Below are 20,498 nucleotides of genomic sequence, written 5' to 3' on the forward strand. Positions count from 1 at the left end.
TCACACCCCCTTAACCACATCGGCGTCAACCACATCAAACCCCAGCTCGGCCGCTTGGTTCATGGCCGCGCTCACTAAATTGTTGACGGCCAGCGGGTAGAGCAGGCTGTGCTCCGCCGTGCCTTTGGCCGTGCGGCTCTTTACCGTCAGGCGCTCGGCCACCGCATCGATGGCGCTGTCGTCCATCACTTTGGCTATATCGACGCCGGCGCGCCCAAACTTGTGTTTCAGGTAGCCCGCCAGCTTGCCGTCGGTCAGCGGCAGCAGCGTTACCACTTCGCAGCGCTGCACCACTTCGCGCACGTTCGGGTTGTTTTCACTGAGCTTCTGCGCCAGCTCGGTTTGGCCGATTAACACAATACCCAGCAGGCGCTCAAAACCATGTTTTAATTCAAAAAACCGTTTCAGGTGTTTCAGGGTGGGGATAGGCAGGCTGTGGGCTTCTTCGATTACCAACACATGCTTGTTGCCTGCTTTGGCGCTTTCGGCCAGGGCGCGGTGGATTTGGGCAAACCGCGCTTCGGGGCTGCGCTTGGGCGACACATTCGGGGCCACCGCGGCCAAAACCGCCTCGGCGATATGCACCGCCTTCAGGGTTTTGCCTTTCTGGTCGTTGTCTTCCATCGCCAGCACATACGGTTCGATCATCACAATCTGTTTGCCGTCGCGGTTGATGCGGTCTTGCAGGTCTTCGCGCAGGGTGGATTTGCCCGCGCCGCTCTCGCCGACCACCGCCACAAAGCCGCCGTGGCAGGCCGTCTGAAACATTGCCTCGCGCACATAGCGCACATCGGGCGTTAAAAACACATCATCGGCGCTGTTGATTTCTTCGTTAAACGGGTCGCGCGGCAGGCCGAAATGGCGGCGTGCGGCTTGTGTTAAGGTTGCTTTTCGTAATAACATCTCTTTGTCCTCGCTTTCATTAGGGTGGGCAGGTGCGGCTTCCGGCTCGTTTCTCAGGCCAGCGGGAATATCCGCACCATTCGTTTCAAAAAACTGCTTTAACTTCTCGCGCAGCTTGTCTGCGCCTTTTTTCGGCCATTTCCCGTGGTTGACCACCGCCACCAGCATCGGCTTGGAGCAGCCGATTTCGGCGGCAGCGGCGGCGTAGGATTTGCCGATTTTCTGAAAATCCTGCTTCATCGTTTCCTCCGCCAAATGCGACGTCGTCATCGCATTTGGTTTAACCGGTTTTGTGTAATTTCAGACGGCCTGCCGTTTTCAGTTGGTTAAATACCGCATCCAACTGGCTGGCGGCGACCCCATCGGGATACTGTTTCTGTATCAGGGTTAAAGCCTGTTTCCAGTTGCCGCCGGCGGCTTCGATACGCGGCTTTAGCAGCTTGGCCATTTCCACCTTGCTCAACACCTGCTCGGCCACTTCCATACGGTTGTAATCCATCTGCGACCCCTGCCGCTCGATATAGAGCGTATTGCGCGCAGCCAGCGTGTCTTCCTGATGCTTGTAGGGGTCGATGCGTCCGCCGAAGGGCAGCGCCTTGCCTTTGCGTTTGGCTTCTGCCTCGGCCAATGTGGCCGCACCCGTCGCCAGTTTTTCCTGCTCTTTTCTGGCCTTCTGCGCCGGTGTTTCCGCCGGTGCTTTGTATTCTGAGCCAAGTCGGGCGGCATCCTCGCGGAAGCCGAACTCGTTAAACTCGAGTGCCGTTACCGGCTGCCAGATTTCGTTGCCTTGTGCATCCCATGTTGCGATGCGTGCGCCGGTTTCGTCCCACGGGTTTTTGGCCACCATCAGTTTCTGGCCGACCATCACGCCCGGAATGTCTTTCACGCTGTAATACCTGCCGCCGAAGCGTATTTCCAAATCGGGGCTTACTTTCGCCTCTTTCGGCGCGCTCACCGCCAGCTCCCTGCAATATTCCGCCGGGGGTGGCAGAATCAGTTGTTCGGCCTTGATGCGGTTCCACGCTTGGTATCGGGTCATGCCGTGGCGGCTGTGAACCTTGGTGCCGTTGTAGTAGCACATCCAGCGTTCGGCCAAACCGTTCAACTCCTCAATGCTGCCCACTTCCACCAGTTTCAGGCTGCTTTCAAAGGCCGTTTCCACAATATCGTTGGCCTTTTCCACCTGCCCCTTGGCGCGCGGTTTGCCCGGTTTGTTGATTTGCACATGCACATCCAGAGCCTTGCAGAGGTTTTTAAACGCCGCCGAGGTATTCGCGCTGCCCGGGTCGAGCATCACATTCTTGGGTACTCCCCTAAAAGGGTCTTTCCCAACATCCGCCTTCTGCTGCATCATGTAGATAAAGAAATCGCACAAGTTTGCAGAAGTCTCGCCGCCGAAGTAGTAGCGAACGCAGATGGCGCCGCTCGTGTGGTCGGTGCCGGTGTAGCGCCACACCCGATCAAGCTCGATTTTTTTCAGGTTGCCCGGCTTGTTTTTATAGAACTCTTCATAACTCGCCACCCTCAAGCCCGTGTCTTTGCCGTTGCGGGGCAGGTAATACAAAACACACAAACTCGGGTCGATCTGCCACCACTCGTTCGGATGTTCCGACTTCATGCGGGTTACAGGCTCCGGCTGCAACAACTGGTCGGGGTGCAGCTTGTATTCGCGCAAAGCCCTGATAATGGTGCTGTCCGAAAGTCGCGTTATCTCGCCCGTTGCCTCGTCAACTTTCTCGGCGGCAATGGCGCCGTTGGCTCTCAACATCTCCACCGCCGCGCCCACCGTAGTGAGCCGCTTGCCGTTTTTGCGCATGGTTTCCATCACCAAGGTGCTGATCATCTGCGCCTCTTCCCTCGTTAAGGCCGACTTGCCCGCATCGGCGCGGCGTTTTCTCTTCGGCTTCAACACCACCGCTTCCAGCTTTCGGTGCAGCGTGGCCAAACTCAAACCCAGCTCCGCCGCCTGCTCCTTCAAATAGGCCGTCTTGCTGCCGTGCCCGCGCTGTTCGGCTTCTCGGGCGATTTCGGCCAAACGCTCCGTCATTGCCGCATTCATTTTTATTCCCCGCCTTCAACGCCCTCAACAACACCTTGCAGCCACTCCGGCGTTTCATCGGTGGGCGCTTCTTCGGGCAACATAAACTGTTCCCGCAGTGCTTGGGCATCCCTGATAATCTGATTGATACAGCCGACCATCTGCGGGCGGTGGTCGAAACCGTGCGCCTCGCCGTGGGCAAGCATCTGCTCGAACAAATCGCGCAACCGGCTCATATCGGAGCGCACGCCGATTTCGGTTGTGCTCAAGCGCATGGTCAGCTCGCCGGCCACATCGTGCGGTTGCGGCTCCTTAACCTGCTTCTTCGCCAGCTTCTCGGCCAGTTCGTCAACCTTTTTGTTTTTATCGGCAATCACCTTGTCTTTGGCCGCCGCCGTATCGCGGCTTTCACGCAGGGCAACACGCAACTCTTTAATCGTCATTCGGTCAACATCATCGAGAGTTAACCCGTTTACAGAACCGCCGTCAGCCAATTGCTGCAAGTCCTCATCGTCTTCCGTCATCAACTCAAATAATTTCGATTTGCCGAGTGCCAGTAGCTTGGGTTGCGCCTTCAACATCTGGGGAGAACAGAATTTCACGGTGGCTTGAATCATTTTTCGTGCCGATTGAGGGGCGATATTAAATTCTTGCTGCACCGTTTCTTGAAATTTCCCATGTGGCATATGCTCCTTCAAAACCACCAGCACGCGGCCAAATTCAAAAAATGCCTCCTGAGCTTCACGAAACTTTAGCTTTCCCCGCTCAATAAAAATTTTTTCATCATAAGCCTCTCCGTTTGCCCACAGCTGCATAACCTCCGTGCTGTGTAAAGCCATATTTCCGCCGCTTTTTTCCGGCTCCGCATCTAAAATTTCAACTTCTTGTACCATTTTTTATCTTCTCCAAAACGCTCGACATCGAGCGTTTTCAAAATTGACTGCCCACTTCAAAGCGGTAACTCATTTCCTTTAACCGCTCTTGCAGCTGTTCGTTTTGCCGTCTGAAACGCTCTGCGATTTGCAGGGTTGCCATTGCATAAGCAAAATTTCCGTTTTCAAGCTTGACCACCAAACCTTCAGCAATCAGGTCTTCCAAATCCCTGCTCACATGAACCGGAGAAATTCCGAGGCCGTCTGAAATTTCCTTGTTGCTCATCCCGATAATGGGATGTGCTTTCAGAGCTTTGAAAACCTTTAAAACCCGTGTTCCTTTACTGCTAGCCATAAATCAAACCTCTCATGCCGCATCTTTGGCCTTAAGTCCCAGCTCCACGGCAATCTTATGAGCCTTGCCGCGCGTGGCCTTAATCGTGCCGTTGAGTATCCTCGACACATAAGTCGGGTCGTATCCCCGCTCGTCACACCAAGACTTAATCGTCTCGCCGCGCCGGCGGAATCCTTTTTTTACCTTCTCTGCATTCACTGAATATCTCCTGTATCTTTCGTGCTAGAATGAAATTGTTTAAATCTTTGAGCATCTTTGTTCAAATGATGCAATTCTATCCAAATATATTTGGATAGACAATAGTTAAATCCAATTATTTTGTGAGATTGTTTATGTTTGGGCAGCGCCTGAAAGAAGAACGCCTTAAAAATCAATTGAGTCAGGAAGATTTGGCAGATAAATTGGATGTCAAAAAAAATACAGTTTGGAACTGGGAGAACGAAAAATCCTATCCGAATGCGCTTCAAATTATGTATTTTTTGGATTTTGGCTTTGATGTCCAATATATTTTAACCGGAAAGAAACAGACTCCAGATAATTTGAATGATGAGGAATTTACCTTAATCCCATTTTTCGAAGTTGAAGTTTCCGCAGGGCACGGTGCTTATGAAGAGGGGGTGAGCGAACCCTCCTCACATTTAGCTTTCCGCCGCGACTGGCTGCGCACCAACGGTCTACATGAAAAAAACCTCAGCTGCGTGATGGCGCGCGGCGACAGTATGGAACCGACTATCGGCAATCGTGATACCTTGTTGGTGGATATGTCCCGTGCAGTGCCGAGAGACGGCCATATTTACGTTATTCGCAGCAGTGACACCTTATGGGTCAAGCGCATCCAAAAGCAGATAGACGGTACTTTGTTGCTACTCTCCGACAATGATGCTTATCCGCCAATGCCATTGCACCTTGACCAACACCCCGATATTCAAGTTATCGGGCAGGTGGTTAATGTATCACGGGATTTGAGTTGATTTATTTGGGATTTAATTAAAGGACTTGATATGAAAAAGCAACCAGTATCTTTATACCTTCTATTCATCTTGGCACTGACTGCTTGCAACCAACAGCTGCCCTCACCAGAAGCTGCGACTGGAGGTGCAAAAGCCAGTTCCGCTACAGTAGAAGTGGCTCGTCCCGAACCGCCTACTCCGGAATTAAAGCTGATTGAAGATACCCAATACATTACAGATAAGCTTAAAACCATTCCCACTTTAGGTAAGGTGGTTATCTATACAGAAGATACTGACCCAAATAAGTTATTGGGTCGGCAAGGGCAATATATTGGTAAGCTGAATTTCAACGACACTCGCTATCAGATGCATCCCGAAAATTTTGGCACCATAGAAATCTTTAAAACAAAAGGAGAGTTGGAAGACCGTTATAATTATGTAGCTACTGTGACAAAAAGCACACCTTTCACGGTATACCAATTCAAGCATGAAAATCTATTGATGCGTCTCCCGCATGATATGACGCCCACTCAAGTCAAAGAATATCAAGCCGCTCTGGAACAAATGAAATGAAAACTACCTATATCGTCCAACCTTTCGATGAATACAAAGTCAAAGGCCAGCTTATCCTCAAGCCTACCACGCCCATTCAGTTCAACAGCGAGACAGATGCCCGTCGTCGTGCTGATCGCCTAGCCGAAAAACACGCCGGTGTGGTGGCTGTAGCTCAAGAATACGACGAAGACACTGGAGAAATGGGTAAAACCACGATATTGCTGCAAAGTGGTAAGGTACCAGATGAACTGTTTGAACAATGAAAATGAAAGAAATACCATCTGAAAGAATTTCAGACGGCTTGTTTAACGAAAGGAAAACGATGGCTCAAAAACAAATCTCCGCCGAAAAAGCGGCGGAGTTAGTATTCAACCTTTTTCAAAACCATAGATGGCTGCTTGAACCGGGAACGATGAGTAAGCATGATATGGCTTATGAAAACGATGCACTTCAAGCCCTTCTCTCATTAGATGAAAAAACACGCTGGCAAAATGTTTCCGAGCCTGCGGCAAGAGTGGCCTGCACGCTGTTAACCGAATTTTTTGCCCTGATTACTTTCCCTAACAGCCCGTTTTGGGAGAACCGTCTGTTTCAGGTAGATTCAGACCAGTCTGAGACAGAGCAGGCATTTTCGATAATCGCTGCCGAAATTCTGAGAAACCACCCTCATTTGAAACAGACTCAGTAAGGGTGTTGAAAACGGCCTGTAAGGTTTCTTTCGGCAGCATGGTTTGAATAGAAAAGGCACACATGGTTTTCTCCTGCAAATAATAAACGATGCGGGTATCGTATCAGGTGGGCTCGTGGCTAAATATTAAACTCCTTTAGTAATTTCCCCCTTCGACTGTCTACCGCTGCCTCCGCAATTACCAAAGCAGGTACTTAAAGCCATTTGCACGTTTTATCTGAATCAGGCATAAACCGAGATGCCATCATTTTTTAAACCCGTTTAAAAGCCCTTTCAAACAATACCAATCAAAATCCCTATAACACAACCAAAAGTTACAGGGATTTCTTATGTCTCTCAATCATCAAACCGAACTGTCTTGGGTAGCCGAAGCACGCCGCCATATCGGGCTGGCCGAGATTCCCGGCAAACAGCACAACCCAACTATCATCAATTGGCTGAATGCCCTGAATGCCTGGTGGCGCGACGATGAAACGCCTTGGTGCGGCACGTTTGTTGCCCACTGCTGCCGTGTGTCAGGCCGGGGCCTGCCGCAGCATTGGTATCGCGCCAAAGCGTGGGCAGATGCGGGCAGCCGCCTGCAACACCCTGCATACGGTTGCATCGCCGTATTTGAACGGCAGGGCGGCGGTCATGTCGGCTTTGTGGTCGGGCTGGATAATCAAGGCAACCTGATGGTCTTGGGCGGTAATCAGGGCAATCAGGTCAGCATTGCCAAGTTCCCGCGCAGCCGTGTTGCGGCCTATGTATGGCCGTCAGACAAAGGCAAGCCCCGCCGTCCGCTGGACAGCCGCTATAAGCTGCCGCGTATTCAGATGGCGGGCGGGTTTTCGAGCAATGAAGCGTAATAAAGGCCATCTGAAATGAAATTCATCAAATGGATAGGCGGCCTGATTACCAACCCGGCCACAGGCCATATTTCGCACACCAAACTTTGGGCGAATGTGGCCGCCACGATGATGACGGTCAAGTTCGTATTGGCCGCCGACACGCCCGAGTGGTTATGGTGGGCTTACGGCTCGATGGTCGGCGGTTACGCCTTAATCAAACGCGGCATGGCGGTTATTCCGCAGGTCGCCCAAATCAACAAAGGAGACGGCCATGCCGATTAACCCGGTCGCGCGCACTATGCTTTCTGCCTTGCTGTTTGTTGCCACCGTGCTGGCCGTCTACTTCGCCGGCCGCATCGACGGCCACCGCACGGCCACGGAAGCGGCTGAAAAAGAAAAAGCCGCAATCATCGGCATTTATCAGAGCGCGGCCTTGGCGGCGGAAACCCAATACAGCGAAAAGCTCGCCGAAGCCGCCGCCGAAAAGCAAAAGTGGTTTGATTTCGCCCAACACCAAAGCGTGAAGCTGGCGGAGGCCAACCGCCGACTGGATATTCAGACGGCCAAACTACAGGAGCAAATCCCCCATGTGCTTAAAAAAAACGGTGCCGCTTTTACTGGCATCGGCGCTGACAGCCTGCGCCACTACAACAGAGCCTTTGGTTACGCCGATTAAAGTGGTCGAGCAGCCCGCGCTGCCACCCGTGTCTTCCGAGCTGCTGGCCAAACACGAACGCCCCGAGCGTCCGGCCGGCGGCTCACCCGAACAACTGTTAAACCATGCCGTCCGTTACGGGGCCTACTGCCAAAAGCTCGAACTTCAGGTACAGGGCTGGCAGGCATGGTATCAACGGGAAAAGCCACAACAATGACCGACATTATCGACCAAGCGTCTGAAAACGAAGCCTTATTTTTGGCCGAAGCCTTATCCAAACACAGGCCGTCTGAAAATACAGGCAAGAGCAACTACGAATGCGACGACTGCGGCGACCCGATTCCCGAAGAACGCCGCAAGGCCGTCCCCGGCTGCACCCGCTGCGTGTATTGCCAAGAATATTTCGAGCACGGATACCCCTAGCAATGGACAACAAAACCTTTATCAGCATCGAATTTTGGCAGTTGGTCGGCTTTTTGCTCTCCTTTCTCGGCCTGTGCTTCACGTTCGGCAAAATGCTGCTGTCCCAATTTCAAAAGCAGCAGGACGAACGCCAAAAGCAGATGGAAAAACTGCAAAACAAAGTGGAGTCAATGGAGCGGCAGCTGGGCGAATTTAGTGCCAGCCTGCCGATGACTTATGTGTTGCGGGAAGACTACATCCGCAACCAAGTGGTGCTTGAAGCCAAAATCGACAACATCGCAGAAAAACTCACCGACCTTTATAAGATGGAAAGCGCACGAAAATGATTAGCGAAGAACTGATGGAAAAACAACGCCGTGAAGGAATGCGTTGGAACATTATAAACGCGCTCGACAAAGCGCGTCCGCACACCACGCCCGAAACCTTCCTGCTCGACATCATGAACGCGATTTACCCGCAAACCACCGCCATTCAGGTGCGCCGCGAGTTGGATTATTTGGCCGACCGCAAGCTCATCGAACTGAATAAAACGCCACACGGCCTGTGGTTTGCCGATTTAACCAGCTTGGGTGTGGACATCGCCGAGTACACCGTAGCCTGTTATCCCGGCATCGCCCGCCCCGAAAAAGTGTGGAGTTGATATGGCCAAGCGCAGCACAGTGGAACAACTGCCGGAAGCCGTGCGCCATGCGTTCGAGCGCAAGCTGGTGGAAAACGGCTTTGCCGATTACGCCGCGCTGGCCGAATGGCTGCAGGAACAAGGTTACGAAATCAGCCGCTCCGCCGCACATCGCTACGGGCAGAAAGTGCAAAGGCGGTTTGCCGCCATCAAAAACAGCACCGAAGCCGCGCGTCTGATTGCCGAAGGCGCGGCAGACGAAGGCGACACCCGCTCCGAAGCCTTAACGGCCATGCTGCAGACCGAGCTGTTTGATGCGCTGGTACAAATCGGCGAGATGGATAATGAAGAGTTAAATGCCCTCGACCGCTTCGACGTGATGGCCGAAGGTGCGAAAAAAATCAGCGGCCTGATTTCCGCCAGCACGCGCCTGAAAGAGTATCAGGCCAAAGTGAAAGCCAAAGTGGCGGCCGCCGCCGAAGATGTGGCCAAACAGGCCAAAAAAGGCGGCTTGTCCGACGAAGCGGCGGAAGCCATCCGTAAACAGATATTGGGTATTGCCACATGAGGCCGTCTGAACATAAAACCGAAGACCGCACGCCGATGGCATTATTGCCGTACCAGCAGGCATGGTGCGCCGACCAATCGCCCGTGAAGTTGTGCGAGAAATCGCGCCGTATCGGTTTGAGCTGGGGCGAAGCCGCCGACACCGCGCTGTTGGCGGCTTCGGCCAAAGGCATGGACGCTTGGTACATCGGCTACAACAAAGACATGGCGCTTGAGTTTATCCGCGACTGTGCCGGCTGGGCGAAGCATTACCAACTGGCGGCGGGTGAAATCGAAGAAACCGAAGAAGTGTTTGTCGAGGGCGACGACCGCCAAGCCGTGCTGGCTTTCGTTATCCGCTTTGCCTCGGGCTGGCGGATCACCGCTTTATCCAGCCGCCCGTCTAACCTGCGCGGTAAACAGGGGCGCGTGATTATCGATGAAGCCGCGTTCCACGACCAGCTCTCCGAGTTGCTCAAAGCGGCAATGGCCTTATTGATGTGGGGCGGTCAGGTACACATCATCAGCACACACGACGGCATCGACAACCCGTTTAATGAGCTGATTAATGATGTGCGGGCAGGCAAAAAGCCGTATTCAATCCACCGCATCACCTTCAACGAAGCCGTGGAGCAGGGCTTGTACCGCCGCATCTGCCTACGCTTGAGCAGAGAATGGACGGAAGAAGGCGAAGCCGCATGGTGTAAGGAAATCCGCGATTTCTACGGCGAAGACGCTTCGGAAGAGTTGGACTGCATCCCCAAAAACGGCGGCGGCAAATGGCTGAGCCGCGCCCTGATTGAAAGCCGCATGAGCCCGTACACGCCCGTTATCCGCTACGACCAAACCGATGCCTTCGGCCTGATGCCCGAACACAAACGCGCGGCCGAAGTGGCAGACTGGATAAAAGACACCCTGCAGCCGCTGCTGGACGGTCTCGACAAAACCCGTGTCAGCTTCGTCGGCGAAGACTTCGCCCGCTCGGGCGACCGCACCGTGATTGTGCCCCTGCTGCAACAGCAGAACCTGATGCTGGTTCCGCCGTTCGTGTTGGAACTGGGCAATATGCCTTTTAAACAACAGGAACAGATTATCGGCCACCTGGTGCGCCACCTGCCCAACCTGCGCGGCGCGGCGTTCGATGCCCGCGGCAACGGCCAATCGCTGGCCGAGGCCATGCAGGATATGTTCGGCGCGAGCGTGGTCGAACCGGTGATGCTGTCGGAAAACTGGTACCGGCTGCATACCGCCCAATTCAAAGCCGCTCTGGAAGACGGCACGCTCGACGGCCTGCCGCGCGACGAAGATATTCTGAACGACCTGCGTGCGTTCGAACTCATTAACGGCGTGCCGCGCATTCCCGTCACCCGCACCAAAGGCGCAGACGGCCAAAAACGCCACGGCGACGCCGGAATTGCATTGGTATTGGCGCATTACGCCAGCCGCGAACTGAACAACGGCCCGGTCAATGTTTCCAGCCGAAAAGTCAGCCGCCGCAGCCGATTAACGAGAGGATATAACTAAGATGAACAGATTCACCACACCCGAAATTATCATTGCTGTGTTTGCCATGCCATGCCATGCATCATCAGCTGTTATTTTATCTGCCTCTTATTCACGGTATTACTTTCCGCATTTCAACTGGTCGTGGTGGTTTATGTTCTGTTGTTATTTCCATTTTCGTGGTTGTTGTCATTTTTGTATCCCAAATACAAGCCGAAAATGCCGTGCGATCTCTTTAGCGAATGGTTTTTTTCCATTCACACAATCTGGCGCAGCATTTCTGAATTAGTTATTACCAAGGCCGTCTGAAAATGAAAAAACCGCATTTCAAACTCAAAACCACCTCCGGCACCGTTCAGTTCAAACCCGAAAACCTTACCGCCCATTTGGCGGTTATGAACCGTTTTTTCGGTGCCGGCGGCTTCGGCGGCCTACTGCCCAATCCCGACCCGGTTTTAAGGAAACTCGGCCACCGCAATATCGCCGTTTACCGTGAACTTCTGGGTGATGCCGTTGTCGCCGGCCATGTGCGCCGCCGCAAAGCGGCGGTGGCAGGGCTGGAATGGCGGCTCGAAGACGACGGCGTGCCCGCCGATGCGTTGCGCGTGATAGATGATTTCCTCAACCATATCGACCTCTACCGGCTGATCAACAATATTCTCGACGCAGCCATGTTCGGTTACCAGCCTCTGGAAGTGGTTTGGCAGGCGGGCAGGCAATGGCTGCCGATCGAAATCACCGCCAAACCGCAGGAGTGGTTTGCTTTCGATTCAGACGGCCTGATGTACCTGACCGCCGCCGCAGGTTTTGAAAAACAGACACCGGTTCCCGACTATAAATTCCTGTGCCCGACCCACAATGCCGGCTATACCAACCCCTACGGCACCGGTGATTTGTCGTGCGTGTATTGGCCGACCGTATTCAAGCGCGGCGGACTGAAATTCTGGGCGGAATTCGCCGAAAAGTTCGGCGCACCGTGGATTATCGGCCGCGAACCGCGCAGCAATACCGAAAACGACACCGAAAAGCTGCTTGATGCGTTGGAACAGCTGATCGGCAACGCCGTCGCCACCATTCCCGATGACTCATCGGTAGAAATCAAAGAAGCCGCAGGCAAACAGGGAAGCACCGACGTGTACGACCGCTTTATCCGCTACTGCCGCTCCGAAATCGCCATCGCTTTGCTCGGCCAAGACCAAACCACCGAAAAAGACACCACCCACGCAAGCGCAAAAGCCGGGTTGGAAGTAACCAAAGATATCCGCGATAACGACTGCCGCATCGTCGAGGGCTGCATCAACCAACTTATCGACTGGATTATCGCACTCAACTACGGGGAGAACACCGCCCGCCCCAAGTTCGTACTTTATGAGCTGGAAGAAGGCGGCAGAGAGCTGGCCGAACGCGACCAAATATTGGTCAACTGCGGCGTACAGTTCAGCGAAAGCTATTGGAAAAACCGCTACAATCTGTCTGATGATGACGTGGTTTCCGTTAGTGAAACCCAAAACACTGTTCGGCAGCCTGCCCCGCAGCCTGAAACGCCCGAAACCGATAAAAAAGCCGCCGATTTCGGCGAAGGCGAACCCAAACAGACCGATGCAGGTATGATGCTGGACAGTTTCGCCCCCGATGCAGGCCGTCTGAACGAACAGGGCAGCGTTTTAACCGCCGCGCTGGTGGCCGAACTGAAAAAAGGCGAAACCGCCGACAACCTGCTCGACCGTTTAAGTGCAGCCTATCCGAATATGGACGACAAAGCCCTGCAAAACGAGTTGGCGCGGCTGATTTTCTTGTCGGGATTGGTCGGCAGGATTGAAGCGGCACAGGAGATGGGCAAATGAACCCCGAAGACATCAAGGCCGTGTTCGGTATGCAGCCCGAAGCCGCCGTAGCCTACCTGAAACAGAAAGGCCACCACATCTCGTGGGACTGGCAGGATATGCTCGACGATGCCCACGCCGCTGCCTTTACCGTGGCCAAAACCGCCAAAATGGACGTGCTGGACGATATATATAGTGCGGTTCTGAAAGCATTGGAAAACGGCCAAACTCTGGAAGAATTCAGCCGCGAACTCGCCCCCGTACTCCAAGCCAAAGGCTGGTGGGGCAGGAAAGACGTGCCCAACCCCGATACGGGCGAATTTCAGAACGTACAACTCGGCAGCCCGCACCGTCTCAAAACCATCTACTTAACCAATATGCAGTCGGCCTACATGGCCGGCCGCTATGCAGAAATGATGGAAAGCATCGACACCCACCCTTATTGGGAATACGTTGCCATCAACGACGAACGCACCCGCGAAAGCCACCGCCTGCTGCACGGCAAAGTGTACGAAGCCACTGATCCCGTGTGGGACACCCTTTACCCGCCGCTCGACTACCGCTGCCGCTGCCGCGTCAAACCGCTTTCCGAAGCACGCGGCGCGGCCAAAGTGCAGCCCAGCCCGAAACTCGAAACCATCACAGTTGATATCGGCACCAACGAATACACGGGCGAAGCCCGCTACGGCCAACGCACCGGTATCCGCATCAACGGCACTTTTGTCGCCCCCAATGTCGGCTTCAACGCCAATCAGGGCAAAGCCATGCTCTCGCGCATGGCGCGTGTGGCCGCAGAAAAAGCCCAAGCAACCCACCCCGACATCGCCCGCACCGCGATGAAGGAAATGACGGCGGACAAACGTTTCAAAGACGGCTTGTCCAAAGCCGCCTTGGCGTGGGTCTTAAAGTTATTGAAAGGGTAAAAATGCTTGAAATCAGCCTAGACGACAAACAATTGCAGGAAGGTCTCGGCAAACTGCTGAAAAACGCCACCGACACCCGCCCCATGATGCGCGCCATCGCCACCGAAATGGTTTCACTCACGGAAGACAACTTCGAAAGCGAAAGCTGGGGCGGCAAATCATGGCCGCGCAGCCGCCGCGCGGCAAACAACGGCGGCAAAACCCTGCAACTCTCCGGCCAACTCGCTGCCGGCATCAGCACCAAAGTCGGCAACGACTTCGCCCGCATCGGCAGCAATAAAAAGTATGCCGCCATCCACCACCTCGGCGGCCAAGCCGGGCGCGGAAAAAAAGTCAAAATCCCAGCCCGTCCCTACCTGCCCATCAACGGAGCAGGCCGACTCCAAAAAGGAGCCGAACGCTCCCTGTTGGACATCGCCCTAAAATCCCTCAGCAAGGGATTATGAGCATAAAAAACGGGCAAATTCGCCCGTTCATTTTGTTTCACTAGGTGTAACGTTGTTTCAGTCTTTCCATCCCACACCAACCCACCACAACCCGAATAATCCCATTTATCTCACAGACCCCTGTATATTTATCTCACTTGGTTTCAGCAGGCAGCGGGAGCCGTAACGTTTTTTGAGCGTAACAGCGGCGGCCATTTTGAGAATATAACGCAGCATTTGGTCAAAGCGGCACAATGGCTGCCGGGCCGATAGCCGGTTTGTTTTTAAATCATATTTAAAATCATGCTATTGCTGCGCTGTCTTGCAGTATTCGGCATGATGGCGGGTTTCCTTTCTTCATTTTCGGCAGCGGGCGGCGAACCGCAGCAACACCATAACGGGATGCGGGAACATGCTTCTGGTTGCGGAATTTCTACTATAGCCTGCATTTGGTCGACTTGCTTGGTTTTTTCAAGCAGATTTGCTGTATTTGTATTTGATGCCGATTGAAATATATCCCGCTGGCTTTATCGGGAAATTGCTGCTCCGCCGGAATCATCTGTTTTATCCAGCGCATCGAGTTTTTGCTGTGCTTCGCCTACCGCCGCTTCAAGATTCCGGATGCGCTCTTGGTAGCGTACATAATTGCGTTCGTTGCCGTAGCGCACCTTTTTTCCGTCTTCCAACGCTTTTTGTGCCTGCTCGAGTTGCTGTCGGGCGGCTTGGCGCTGTATGGTGTCTGAGCCGGCCGCGTGGTTTTCGGCACGGCTCTCCTGTGCGGCGGGCTGCGGATTGTTTGCCGGCGGTGTGGAGGAATACAGGCCGACTCTGCCGACATCGGCTTTTTGGCAATGGCTGCCGGGGTTTTGCGTATAAACGCGCTTCCCGTTTTGCATACACTCGTAAACCGGTGCGGCAGATGCGGGCAATATGCTTGCCGAGAGTAGGGCGGCGGCAGACAGGCGGATGATGTTGTGCATGGTTTTCTTTCCGTAATGTGAAGTGTGCAGTATGCCGTGTGAAAATCAAACGGGCAAGGCCGGAGGGGGTTACCATGCCTGTCGCAGCCAAAACCACCACACCGCAAGCAGAGCCAGCACCATCAACAGATTGCCGGCAACCACCGCGCGCCAGCGGCGTTCGGCAGGTTGGGCATTTTGCGGCTTGCGCGTGCGGCGTACATAAAAAAACGGGCTGAGCAAAATGGAAACCGCCGAAGTCAGAATCACCGCCGCATAATAAATTTTTTCACGTTCCATTACCGTTTTTTGTTCAAGTATATTCCGTTGATAAAAAACGCGGTGGAATATCATCGACATCCACCGCAGTTTTGGCAATATTACTGCATAGCCATCAGTTTTTCCAGCATATTCTCTACGCGTAAAATATAGCCGTTAAAATCGGCATTATTAACATAAAGCAAAGTGGAGCCGTCCGGGTGCGGCAATATTTGGTCCAGCATATACTTCCCCAATCTGCCGAAAGGCATGGCGATGCGCTCACCGCTTTTTATATTCCAAAACTGCGCCATACCGTATTCTTTTTCTCCGTCTCCAATGCGGTAAACCACCAACCATTCGTTATCCAGCTTTTGAAGCCGGGTTTGATGGTTCATACGCTCGGGGCGGAAAGTTTGAACCACTTTGCCGGCAAGCGTATCAAATTCGCTGATGACAGGGCTGTTGTCGAATCCCTGTGGCTTTACATAGAAAAAGCGGCCGGGCGCCAACGAAACACAATCCGAATCTATCGGATCGGCCGGTTCGGCGATGACTTTCCACTCGGGCAACACGCCGTTGCCGTATTCCGGTGCAAACACATAACGGCCATTGGTAAGATAGGTTTTGCCGTCCGCCATTCTGATCAATCTCGTTGGGGGTTCCTCATAAGGAAACTCAAACGGATAACATATGCGCCCGCCTTTCGCAGCGTTGGGAATCCATCCCGATTGCTTCCCATCGCCTATCAAAAGAATATCGTTACCGATCCAGCGTATCAAAAAAATGTTTTTGATTGTTTGCGGCACGGTGATGTCTTCCCAAGATCGGAAATTCAGCGGATCGGCACCAACCTTTATTACCGTCTGCAGGCGGCATTTGCGCTTTTCGCGCACAGTATTGACGAACTCCGCGCAATAAAGGCCGTGCCTGCTGTAATAATCATGCCCCCTAAATACGCAGGGTTATACTGCATCTCAACTTCTGCTTCAGCATACGTTGTACTGTAATTTTCAATCAATTGCTGCAATGCCGCCTGCTCAAACACCGTTTCATAAGCCGGAAAGCTGTGCTTTAAAGCGGATTCGGCATCGCTTACCGTTGCTTTCCAATCGATCAGCGGACAATTTTCTTCTATAAAATGTTCCATTTTTTTCTTACAGCCCCAAATAATATTGCTTATAACCGGTTTCATTCATCATTCCGTATGTATTATACAAACGGTTGTTTTTATAAAATATTTCGAATAGATTACTAGGTAATCTTATCGGCTGCAACAGTAGGTGCAAGGGTTCGCGCAACAGATAATATCCGGTAATAAAGAATAACTATTGCGGCAGGGCCGTCTGAAACTTTCAGACGGCCTTTCGAATATTTTTCGCGCCTGCTCTTGATTTTCTGTTGAGTATCATTACTTCAAACTCTATCTAACGCGCCGCCATTGAAGCGGGCGCATAAACAATATTTACACCAAACGGAAAGCAATGATGGCAACCGAAAAAACTTATTACGAAATACTCGGCGTGTCTAAAGATGCGGATATTGCCGAAATTAAAAAAGCCTACCGCAAACTGGTGCGCCGATATCACCCGGATGTCAGCAACGACCCCGATGCCGACCAAAAAACCAGCGAAATCAATCTTGCCTACAATATTCTGAAAGATCCTGAAAAGCGTGCCGAATACGATGAAATGCTGGCCAATCCGTTTCAGGCGCGGCAGCAGGCCGGCAGCACGGGGCGGGGCGGGTTTGAAGGCTTCGGCGGCTTCGATACGGGTGCAGAGGGCTATCAGCATCACCATTTCGACAGCAGCCGCTTCGGCGAAGGCCGGCCTTTCGGCAGCGGCGACTTCCGCTTTGATGATATTTTCTCCGCTTTCGGCCATGCGCAGCAGCCCCGCGGGCGGCGCCCGGGCGAATCTTTGCAGGGCGAAGACCAATATGCCGAACTCAGCATAGACATCGCTTCGGCCTACGAAGGCAGCGAGCGTAGTTTAAGCATCGATATGCCCACGCTCAATGCTGAGGGAGAAATGGCCTACGAACGTAAAACCCTGCATGTGAAAATCCCCAAAGGCATCGGTGAAGGGCAGCAGATCCGCCTGCGCGGACAGGGTCTGCCCGGATTTAACGGCGGCGCAAACGGCGATTTATATTTGAAAGTGCGCTTTCGCGAATCGGAAGAGCTGTATGTGAAAAGCGGCAAAGATATTTATCAGCGTATCGATGTGATGCCGTGGACGGCGGCTGTCGGCGGCAAAATAGAAGCGGATACGCCGGCCGGCCGTCTGAACGTCAATATCCCTGCCAACAGCCGCTCCGGTCAAAACCTGCGCCTGAAAGGCAAAGGTATTCCGGCCAAAGAAGCGGGCGATTTATATCTGACCGTGAATATTGTGCTGCCGCGTGCCGACAGCGGAGCCGACCGTGCCGCTTGGCAGAAATTGGCGGAGCATTACGGTGTGAAAGGATAAACCATGAGCCAAGAATACGAATACGATGTGCAGCTGAGTTTTAACGAAGTCGTCCGCGCCTGTAACAATGACCGCGACTGGGTGGTGGGCGTGATTGAAGAAGAAATCATTTCGGTGGGAGGCAGCCCCGATGAAGCCGTGTTCAGCGGCTTCCAGCTTGCCCGCCTGCGCCGCGCCCGCCGAATCAGCCGGGATTTTGAAGCCGGTATTCCGGCTACCGCGCTGATTATGCAGCTTCTCGATGAATTGGAAAGCCTGCGCAAAAACCATGCCGGCTGACGGCTGTGCTGCGGTGGGCAAGCAAAGCGTTCCGGCAGATTGGTGCAACTTGGTTGCGGCGTATTGATTTTTTAAAACAGTGAAGTAAAATCCGTGAAGGCAAATTCACAAGGAAGCATGATGAGCAACAAACTGACCGCCCCTACAGAGCTGCCCGCTGAAGACGATTTGCGTGCTGTGCTGGCCTATAATATGCGCCTTTTCCGTGTGAACCGGGGCTGGTCGCAGGAGGAATTGGCGCGGCGGTGCGGGTTGGACCGCACTTATGTGTCGGCGGTGGAACGCAAACGCTGGAATATCGCTTTGTCGAACATCGAAAAAATGGCACTTGCTCTCGGTGTGCCTGCCTACCAGCTTTTGCTGCCGCCGCAGGCGCGGCTGGATATGGCGCAGTAGGGCGGCCGGTTGCGGAAACGGTAAAACCGCCCAGGTTGCCCGGGCGGTTGTGGAAATCTCTGTATTAAATTCGGATATAACGGTAAACGGATGTTGCAGGTTTCAAACAGGTTTGATTAAAGGCATCGGCTGTTTATTTTACATGCGGGGCGATGATTTGCAGCATCTGCACCAGCACTTTCGGGTTGCCTGCCACGATATTGCCGCTTTCCAGCCAGTTTCCGCTGCCGTGCATATCGGTAATGATACCGCCCGCTTCCCGCACGATTAAGGCACCGGCGGCGATGTCCCAGGGTTTGAGGTTGAACTCGAAAAAGCCGTCAAAACGGCCGCAGGCCACGGCGCACAAATCCAGTGAGGCCGCCCCTTCGCGGCGGCCGCCTGCGGTTTTGGCGAGAACGTCTTTCAGAATGGCGAGATAGGTATTCATCATGCTTTGATCGACAACGGGAAAGCCGGTGCCGATCAGGCAGCGGTTCAGCTCGATGCGGTTGGATACGCGGATGCGGCGGTCGTTGAGCAGCGCACCTTTGCCGCGCGAGGCCATATATAAATCGTTGCGCTCGGGCGCATAAACCAGGGCTTCCTGCAACACGCCTTTGTGCAGCAGCGCCATCGAAACGGCGTATTGTGGGTGACCGTGCAGATAGTTGGTGGTGCCGTCCAGCGGGTCGATAATCCACTCGTATTCGGCGGCGGCTTTGCCTTGCATGCCGCCTTCTTCGGCGGTGATTTTGTGGTGGGGATAGGCTTCTTTGAGCGCATCAACCAAAATGGCTTCGGAACTGCGGTCGATATCGGAAACAAAATCGTTAAATGCTTTGCTGTCGGTTTTAACGGCGTCTAAATTGCGCGAGGCGCGTATCATCATATCGCCTGCTTTGCGGGCGGCTTTGAGGGCAGTGTTCAAAATCGGGTTCATGGCGGCTTTTCCAATCGGGTACAATAATGCGCAAACCAACTCGGCGTTTTGCGGTTTCCAATGTTTTTTTAAAGAACGTTTCAGACGGCCTTTTCATTTGGCTTCAGGCCGTCTGAACAATGAAATCGAAGCCCGTATTATACCCCCGTTGCGAAAATAAAACATGAACAATCCCCAACCCGCTCTGCCGCATTATCTCGGCAATATCCGCATCGTGCTCGCCCGCACCGGCCATCCGGCCAATATCGGCGCTGCCGCCCGCGCCATGAAAACCATGGGGCTGCACCGTTTGACGCTGGTGGCACCGCAGCTTATCGCCACGCCGGTAACGAAAGAGCCGCCTGTGTTTGATGCGGCCGATCCGCAGTCGTTCAGGCTGCCTGAAGAAAGTTTTGTGTTGGCTTCGGGTGCGGCAGATGTGCTCGAAAATGCCCGCATCACCGCCACGCTCTCCGAGGCATTGGCCGACACCTCTTTAAGCTGCGCCCTCACCAGCCGCAAACGCGAGCTGACCGCGCCGCTGCAAACCCCGAAAGAGTTGGTTCCCGGGCTGTTGCAGGCCGCCGCGCAGGGACAGCAGGCGGCATTGGTGTTCGGCAATGAAACTTTCGGTTTGAGCATCGAAGAAGTGCAAAGCTGCAACCGCCTGATGACCATCAACGGCAACCCCGGCTATTTCTCGCTCAACCTTGCGCAGGCCGTGCAGGTGGTATGCTACGAGCTGTTCAGCCAAACCGGCGCGCCGATGGTGCATCAGGCGGCGCAACCCAACCCCGCCACCCACGAACAAATCGCCGGCATGGTTGCCCATATGCAAAGCGTGATGGAAAGCGTGGGCTTTTTCAACCGCCGCAACAGCGAGCGCCTGATGCGCCGCATGCAGAGCCTGTTTATGCGGGCAGGCACGCAAACCGAAGACATCGATATCTTGCGCGGGTTTTTAAACACCGTTAAACGCAATTTGAAAGATTGAGGTTTTGATAAATTTAGAAAAGAAATGTTTTTTAAATTTTACAGGGAACAAAGGGAACAAATTAAAAAAAATCATATTCATAAAGAAACAATTGCATAACTATGCAGTTGATTGCTTTAATCATTTTAA

At 53.4% G+C, this 20,498-nt stretch carries 30 protein-coding genes; 20 read left to right on the forward strand and 10 right to left on the reverse strand.

Features of this window, described 5'->3' with window-relative positions; genetic code table 11:
• Genes IR141_RS00850 through IR141_RS00870 form a run of 5 tightly spaced genes read right to left on the reverse strand, consistent with a single transcriptional unit; the run spans position 1 to position 4,366 of the window.
• The gene (locus tag IR141_RS00850) at positions 1–1,143 is read right to left on the reverse strand and encodes an ExeA family protein (RefSeq protein ID WP_135033889.1); all 1,143 of its coding nucleotides are present in this window, start codon (positions 1,141–1,143) and stop codon (positions 1–3) included.
• A 40-nt stretch (positions 1,144–1,183) separates the two neighbouring features.
• Positions 1,184–2,962 (reverse strand): DDE-type integrase/transposase/recombinase, encoded by a 1,779-nt coding sequence (locus IR141_RS00855; protein WP_135033821.1) that lies wholly within the window; start codon positions 2,960–2,962, stop codon positions 1,184–1,186.
• A 2-nt stretch (positions 2,963–2,964) separates the two neighbouring features.
• Positions 2,965–3,834: a hypothetical protein gene (locus IR141_RS00860; RefSeq protein WP_135033822.1), complete on the reverse strand. Its 870-nt coding sequence runs from the start codon at positions 3,832–3,834 to the stop codon at positions 2,965–2,967.
• 37 nt (positions 3,835–3,871) lie between these two features.
• Entirely contained in the window at positions 3,872–4,168 is a 297-nt protein-coding gene (locus IR141_RS00865) for a DNA-binding protein (protein WP_135033823.1), read from the reverse strand.
• A 12-nt stretch (positions 4,169–4,180) separates the two neighbouring features.
• Positions 4,181–4,366, reverse strand: a complete 186-nt coding sequence (locus IR141_RS00870) for a DNA-binding protein (protein WP_107727132.1) — start codon at positions 4,364–4,366, stop codon at positions 4,181–4,183.
• Between the two features lie 134 nt (positions 4,367–4,500).
• On the opposite strand from IR141_RS00870, the gene IR141_RS00875 reads away from it, so the two are divergent.
• From IR141_RS00875 to IR141_RS00950, 16 genes are all read left to right on the forward strand, one after another.
• Entirely contained in the window at positions 4,501–5,139 is a 639-nt protein-coding gene (locus tag IR141_RS00875) for a helix-turn-helix transcriptional regulator (RefSeq protein WP_135033824.1), read from the forward strand.
• Between the two features lie 30 nt (positions 5,140–5,169).
• Positions 5,170–5,691 carry a hypothetical protein gene (locus IR141_RS00880; RefSeq protein ID WP_135033825.1) on the forward strand — a complete coding sequence of 174 codons (522 nt, stop codon included), beginning with the start codon at positions 5,170–5,172 and terminating at the stop codon, positions 5,689–5,691.
• A complete protein-coding gene (locus IR141_RS00885) occupies positions 5,688–5,936 on the forward strand; it encodes a hypothetical protein (RefSeq protein ID WP_135033826.1) in 249 nt (82 codons plus the stop codon). Before IR141_RS00880 ends, IR141_RS00885 begins: the two co-directional genes overlap by 4 nt.
• Positions 5,937–5,995: 59 nt before the next feature.
• Positions 5,996–6,361, forward strand: a complete 366-nt coding sequence (locus tag IR141_RS00890; protein WP_135033827.1) for a hypothetical protein — start codon at positions 5,996–5,998, stop codon at positions 6,359–6,361.
• Positions 6,362–6,690: 329 nt separating this feature from the next.
• Positions 6,691–7,209: a TIGR02594 family protein gene (locus tag IR141_RS00895; RefSeq protein ID WP_135033828.1), complete on the forward strand. Its 519-nt coding sequence runs from the start codon at positions 6,691–6,693 to the stop codon at positions 7,207–7,209.
• Positions 7,210–7,224: 15 nt separating this feature from the next.
• On the forward strand, positions 7,225–7,473 hold the full coding sequence (locus IR141_RS00900; protein WP_135033829.1) for a hypothetical protein: 249 nt from the start codon (positions 7,225–7,227) through the stop codon (positions 7,471–7,473).
• Complete coding sequence (locus IR141_RS00905) at positions 7,463–7,867, forward strand: hypothetical protein (RefSeq protein ID WP_135033830.1); 405 nt, start codon at positions 7,463–7,465, stop codon at positions 7,865–7,867. The genes IR141_RS00900 and IR141_RS00905 overlap by 11 nt, the downstream gene beginning before the upstream one ends.
• Positions 7,851–8,063: a hypothetical protein gene (locus IR141_RS00910; RefSeq protein WP_135033831.1), complete on the forward strand. Its 213-nt coding sequence runs from the start codon at positions 7,851–7,853 to the stop codon at positions 8,061–8,063. The genes IR141_RS00905 and IR141_RS00910 overlap by 17 nt, the downstream gene beginning before the upstream one ends.
• A complete protein-coding gene (locus tag IR141_RS00915; RefSeq protein ID WP_135033832.1) occupies positions 8,060–8,269 on the forward strand; it encodes a TraR/DksA family transcriptional regulator in 210 nt (69 codons plus the stop codon). The genes IR141_RS00910 and IR141_RS00915 overlap by 4 nt, the downstream gene beginning before the upstream one ends.
• A 2-nt stretch (positions 8,270–8,271) precedes the next feature.
• Positions 8,272–8,595, forward strand: coding sequence for a hypothetical protein (locus tag IR141_RS00920; RefSeq protein ID WP_135033833.1), 324 nt, complete (start codon positions 8,272–8,274; stop codon positions 8,593–8,595).
• Complete coding sequence (locus IR141_RS00925; protein ID WP_135033406.1) at positions 8,592–8,909, forward strand: hypothetical protein; 318 nt, start codon at positions 8,592–8,594, stop codon at positions 8,907–8,909. Before IR141_RS00920 ends, IR141_RS00925 begins: the two co-directional genes overlap by 4 nt.
• 1 nt (position 8,910) lies before the next feature.
• Positions 8,911–9,456 (forward strand): DUF3486 family protein, encoded by a 546-nt coding sequence (locus IR141_RS00930; protein ID WP_135033834.1) that lies wholly within the window; start codon positions 8,911–8,913, stop codon positions 9,454–9,456.
• Positions 9,457–9,491: 35 nt separating this feature from the next.
• Positions 9,492–10,958 carry a terminase family protein gene (locus IR141_RS00935; protein ID WP_228068103.1) on the forward strand — a complete coding sequence of 489 codons (1,467 nt, stop codon included), beginning with the start codon at positions 9,492–9,494 and terminating at the stop codon, positions 10,956–10,958.
• A 290-nt stretch (positions 10,959–11,248) separates the two neighbouring features.
• A complete protein-coding gene (locus tag IR141_RS00940) occupies positions 11,249–12,781 on the forward strand; it encodes a DUF935 domain-containing protein (protein ID WP_135033836.1) in 1,533 nt (510 codons plus the stop codon).
• Positions 12,778–13,683 carry a phage minor head protein gene (locus IR141_RS00945; protein WP_135033837.1) on the forward strand — a complete coding sequence of 302 codons (906 nt, stop codon included), beginning with the start codon at positions 12,778–12,780 and terminating at the stop codon, positions 13,681–13,683. The genes IR141_RS00940 and IR141_RS00945 overlap by 4 nt, the downstream gene beginning before the upstream one ends.
• A gap of 2 nt (positions 13,684–13,685) precedes the next feature.
• Positions 13,686–14,129 (forward strand): phage virion morphogenesis protein, encoded by a 444-nt coding sequence (locus IR141_RS00950; protein WP_135033838.1) that lies wholly within the window; start codon positions 13,686–13,688, stop codon positions 14,127–14,129.
• A 506-nt stretch (positions 14,130–14,635) separates the two neighbouring features.
• On the opposite strand, the gene IR141_RS00955 is transcribed toward IR141_RS00950, so the two are convergent.
• From IR141_RS00955 to IR141_RS00970, 4 genes are all read right to left on the reverse strand, one after another.
• Positions 14,636–15,088 (reverse strand): lipoic acid synthetase, encoded by a 453-nt coding sequence (locus tag IR141_RS00955; protein WP_135033839.1) that lies wholly within the window; start codon positions 15,086–15,088, stop codon positions 14,636–14,638.
• Positions 15,089–15,157: 69 nt separating this feature from the next.
• Positions 15,158–15,367 (reverse strand): hypothetical protein, encoded by a 210-nt coding sequence (locus IR141_RS00960; RefSeq protein ID WP_135033840.1) that lies wholly within the window; start codon positions 15,365–15,367, stop codon positions 15,158–15,160.
• An 80-nt stretch (positions 15,368–15,447) separates the two neighbouring features.
• The gene (locus IR141_RS00965) at positions 15,448–15,966 is read right to left on the reverse strand and encodes a hypothetical protein (protein WP_135033841.1); all 519 of its coding nucleotides are present in this window, start codon (positions 15,964–15,966) and stop codon (positions 15,448–15,450) included.
• A gap of 218 nt (positions 15,967–16,184) precedes the next feature.
• Entirely contained in the window at positions 16,185–16,520 is a 336-nt protein-coding gene (locus IR141_RS00970; RefSeq protein WP_135033842.1) for a hypothetical protein, read from the reverse strand.
• 289 nt (positions 16,521–16,809) lie between these two features.
• On the opposite strand from IR141_RS00970, the gene IR141_RS00975 reads away from it, so the two are divergent.
• The 3 genes from IR141_RS00975 to IR141_RS00985 all read left to right on the forward strand — a co-directional run bounded on the left by IR141_RS00975 (position 16,810) and on the right by IR141_RS00985 (position 18,474).
• A complete protein-coding gene (locus IR141_RS00975; protein WP_228068104.1) occupies positions 16,810–17,799 on the forward strand; it encodes a DnaJ C-terminal domain-containing protein in 990 nt (329 codons plus the stop codon).
• Positions 17,800–17,802: 3 nt separating this feature from the next.
• The gene (locus tag IR141_RS00980; protein ID WP_135033843.1) at positions 17,803–18,078 is read left to right on the forward strand and encodes a chaperone modulator CbpM; all 276 of its coding nucleotides are present in this window, start codon (positions 17,803–17,805) and stop codon (positions 18,076–18,078) included.
• 117 nt (positions 18,079–18,195) lie between these two features.
• Entirely contained in the window at positions 18,196–18,474 is a 279-nt protein-coding gene (locus tag IR141_RS00985) for a helix-turn-helix domain-containing protein (RefSeq protein WP_135033844.1), read from the forward strand.
• 133 nt (positions 18,475–18,607) lie between these two features.
• On the opposite strand, the gene IR141_RS00990 is transcribed toward IR141_RS00985, so the two are convergent.
• On the reverse strand, positions 18,608–19,396 hold the full coding sequence (locus IR141_RS00990) for an inositol monophosphatase family protein (RefSeq protein ID WP_135033845.1): 789 nt from the start codon (positions 19,394–19,396) through the stop codon (positions 18,608–18,610).
• 163 nt (positions 19,397–19,559) lie between these two features.
• On the opposite strand from IR141_RS00990, the gene IR141_RS00995 reads away from it, so the two are divergent.
• The gene (locus IR141_RS00995) at positions 19,560–20,369 is read left to right on the forward strand and encodes an RNA methyltransferase (RefSeq protein WP_135033846.1); all 810 of its coding nucleotides are present in this window, start codon (positions 19,560–19,562) and stop codon (positions 20,367–20,369) included.
• Positions 20,370–20,498 lie beyond the last annotated feature (129 nt).

Source organism: Neisseria sp. 19428wB4_WF04, assembly GCF_015235335.1.
Lineage (GTDB): Bacteria > Pseudomonadota > Gammaproteobacteria > Burkholderiales > Neisseriaceae > Neisseria > Neisseria musculi.

Coding starts and splice junctions, on each gene's coding strand:
- IR141_RS00920 (WP_135033833.1), top strand. CDS start 8,272: ATGGACAACAAAACCTTTATCAGCATCGAATTTTGGCAGTTGGTCGGC.
- IR141_RS00880 (WP_135033825.1), top strand. CDS start 5,170: ATGAAAAAGCAACCAGTATCTTTATACCTTCTATTCATCTTGGCACTG.
- IR141_RS00850 (WP_135033889.1), bottom strand. CDS start 1,143: ATGAAGCAGGATTTTCAGAAAATCGGCAAATCCTACGCCGCCGCTGCC.
- IR141_RS00865 (WP_135033823.1), bottom strand. CDS start 4,168: ATGGCTAGCAGTAAAGGAACACGGGTTTTAAAGGTTTTCAAAGCTCTG.
- IR141_RS00905 (WP_135033830.1), top strand. CDS start 7,463: ATGCCGATTAACCCGGTCGCGCGCACTATGCTTTCTGCCTTGCTGTTT.
- IR141_RS00970 (WP_135033842.1), bottom strand. CDS start 16,520: ATGAAACCGGTTATAAGCAATATTATTTGGGGCTGTAAGAAAAAAATG.
- IR141_RS00875 (WP_135033824.1), top strand. CDS start 4,501: ATGTTTGGGCAGCGCCTGAAAGAAGAACGCCTTAAAAATCAATTGAGT.
- IR141_RS00855 (WP_135033821.1), bottom strand. CDS start 2,962: ATGAATGCGGCAATGACGGAGCGTTTGGCCGAAATCGCCCGAGAAGCC.
- IR141_RS00940 (WP_135033836.1), top strand. CDS start 11,249: ATGAAAAAACCGCATTTCAAACTCAAAACCACCTCCGGCACCGTTCAG.
- IR141_RS00900 (WP_135033829.1), top strand. CDS start 7,225: ATGAAATTCATCAAATGGATAGGCGGCCTGATTACCAACCCGGCCACA.
- IR141_RS00895 (WP_135033828.1), top strand. CDS start 6,691: ATGTCTCTCAATCATCAAACCGAACTGTCTTGGGTAGCCGAAGCACGC.
- IR141_RS00890 (WP_135033827.1), top strand. CDS start 5,996: ATGGCTCAAAAACAAATCTCCGCCGAAAAAGCGGCGGAGTTAGTATTC.
- IR141_RS00950 (WP_135033838.1), top strand. CDS start 13,686: ATGCTTGAAATCAGCCTAGACGACAAACAATTGCAGGAAGGTCTCGGC.
- IR141_RS00955 (WP_135033839.1), bottom strand. CDS start 15,088: ATGCACAACATCATCCGCCTGTCTGCCGCCGCCCTACTCTCGGCAAGC.
- IR141_RS00860 (WP_135033822.1), bottom strand. CDS start 3,834: ATGGTACAAGAAGTTGAAATTTTAGATGCGGAGCCGGAAAAAAGCGGC.
- IR141_RS00980 (WP_135033843.1), top strand. CDS start 17,803: ATGAGCCAAGAATACGAATACGATGTGCAGCTGAGTTTTAACGAAGTC.
- IR141_RS00915 (WP_135033832.1), top strand. CDS start 8,060: ATGACCGACATTATCGACCAAGCGTCTGAAAACGAAGCCTTATTTTTG.
- IR141_RS00965 (WP_135033841.1), bottom strand. CDS start 15,966: ATGGCGGACGGCAAAACCTATCTTACCAATGGCCGTTATGTGTTTGCA.
- IR141_RS00995 (WP_135033846.1), top strand. CDS start 19,560: ATGAACAATCCCCAACCCGCTCTGCCGCATTATCTCGGCAATATCCGC.
- IR141_RS00960 (WP_135033840.1), bottom strand. CDS start 15,367: ATGGAACGTGAAAAAATTTATTATGCGGCGGTGATTCTGACTTCGGCG.
- IR141_RS00925 (WP_135033406.1), top strand. CDS start 8,592: ATGATTAGCGAAGAACTGATGGAAAAACAACGCCGTGAAGGAATGCGT.
- IR141_RS00885 (WP_135033826.1), top strand. CDS start 5,688: ATGAAAACTACCTATATCGTCCAACCTTTCGATGAATACAAAGTCAAA.
- IR141_RS00935 (WP_228068103.1), top strand. CDS start 9,492: ATGGCATTATTGCCGTACCAGCAGGCATGGTGCGCCGACCAATCGCCC.
- IR141_RS00990 (WP_135033845.1), bottom strand. CDS start 19,396: ATGAACCCGATTTTGAACACTGCCCTCAAAGCCGCCCGCAAAGCAGGC.
- IR141_RS00975 (WP_228068104.1), top strand. CDS start 16,810: ATGATGGCAACCGAAAAAACTTATTACGAAATACTCGGCGTGTCTAAA.
- IR141_RS00985 (WP_135033844.1), top strand. CDS start 18,196: ATGATGAGCAACAAACTGACCGCCCCTACAGAGCTGCCCGCTGAAGAC.
- IR141_RS00930 (WP_135033834.1), top strand. CDS start 8,911: ATGGCCAAGCGCAGCACAGTGGAACAACTGCCGGAAGCCGTGCGCCAT.
- IR141_RS00945 (WP_135033837.1), top strand. CDS start 12,778: ATGAACCCCGAAGACATCAAGGCCGTGTTCGGTATGCAGCCCGAAGCC.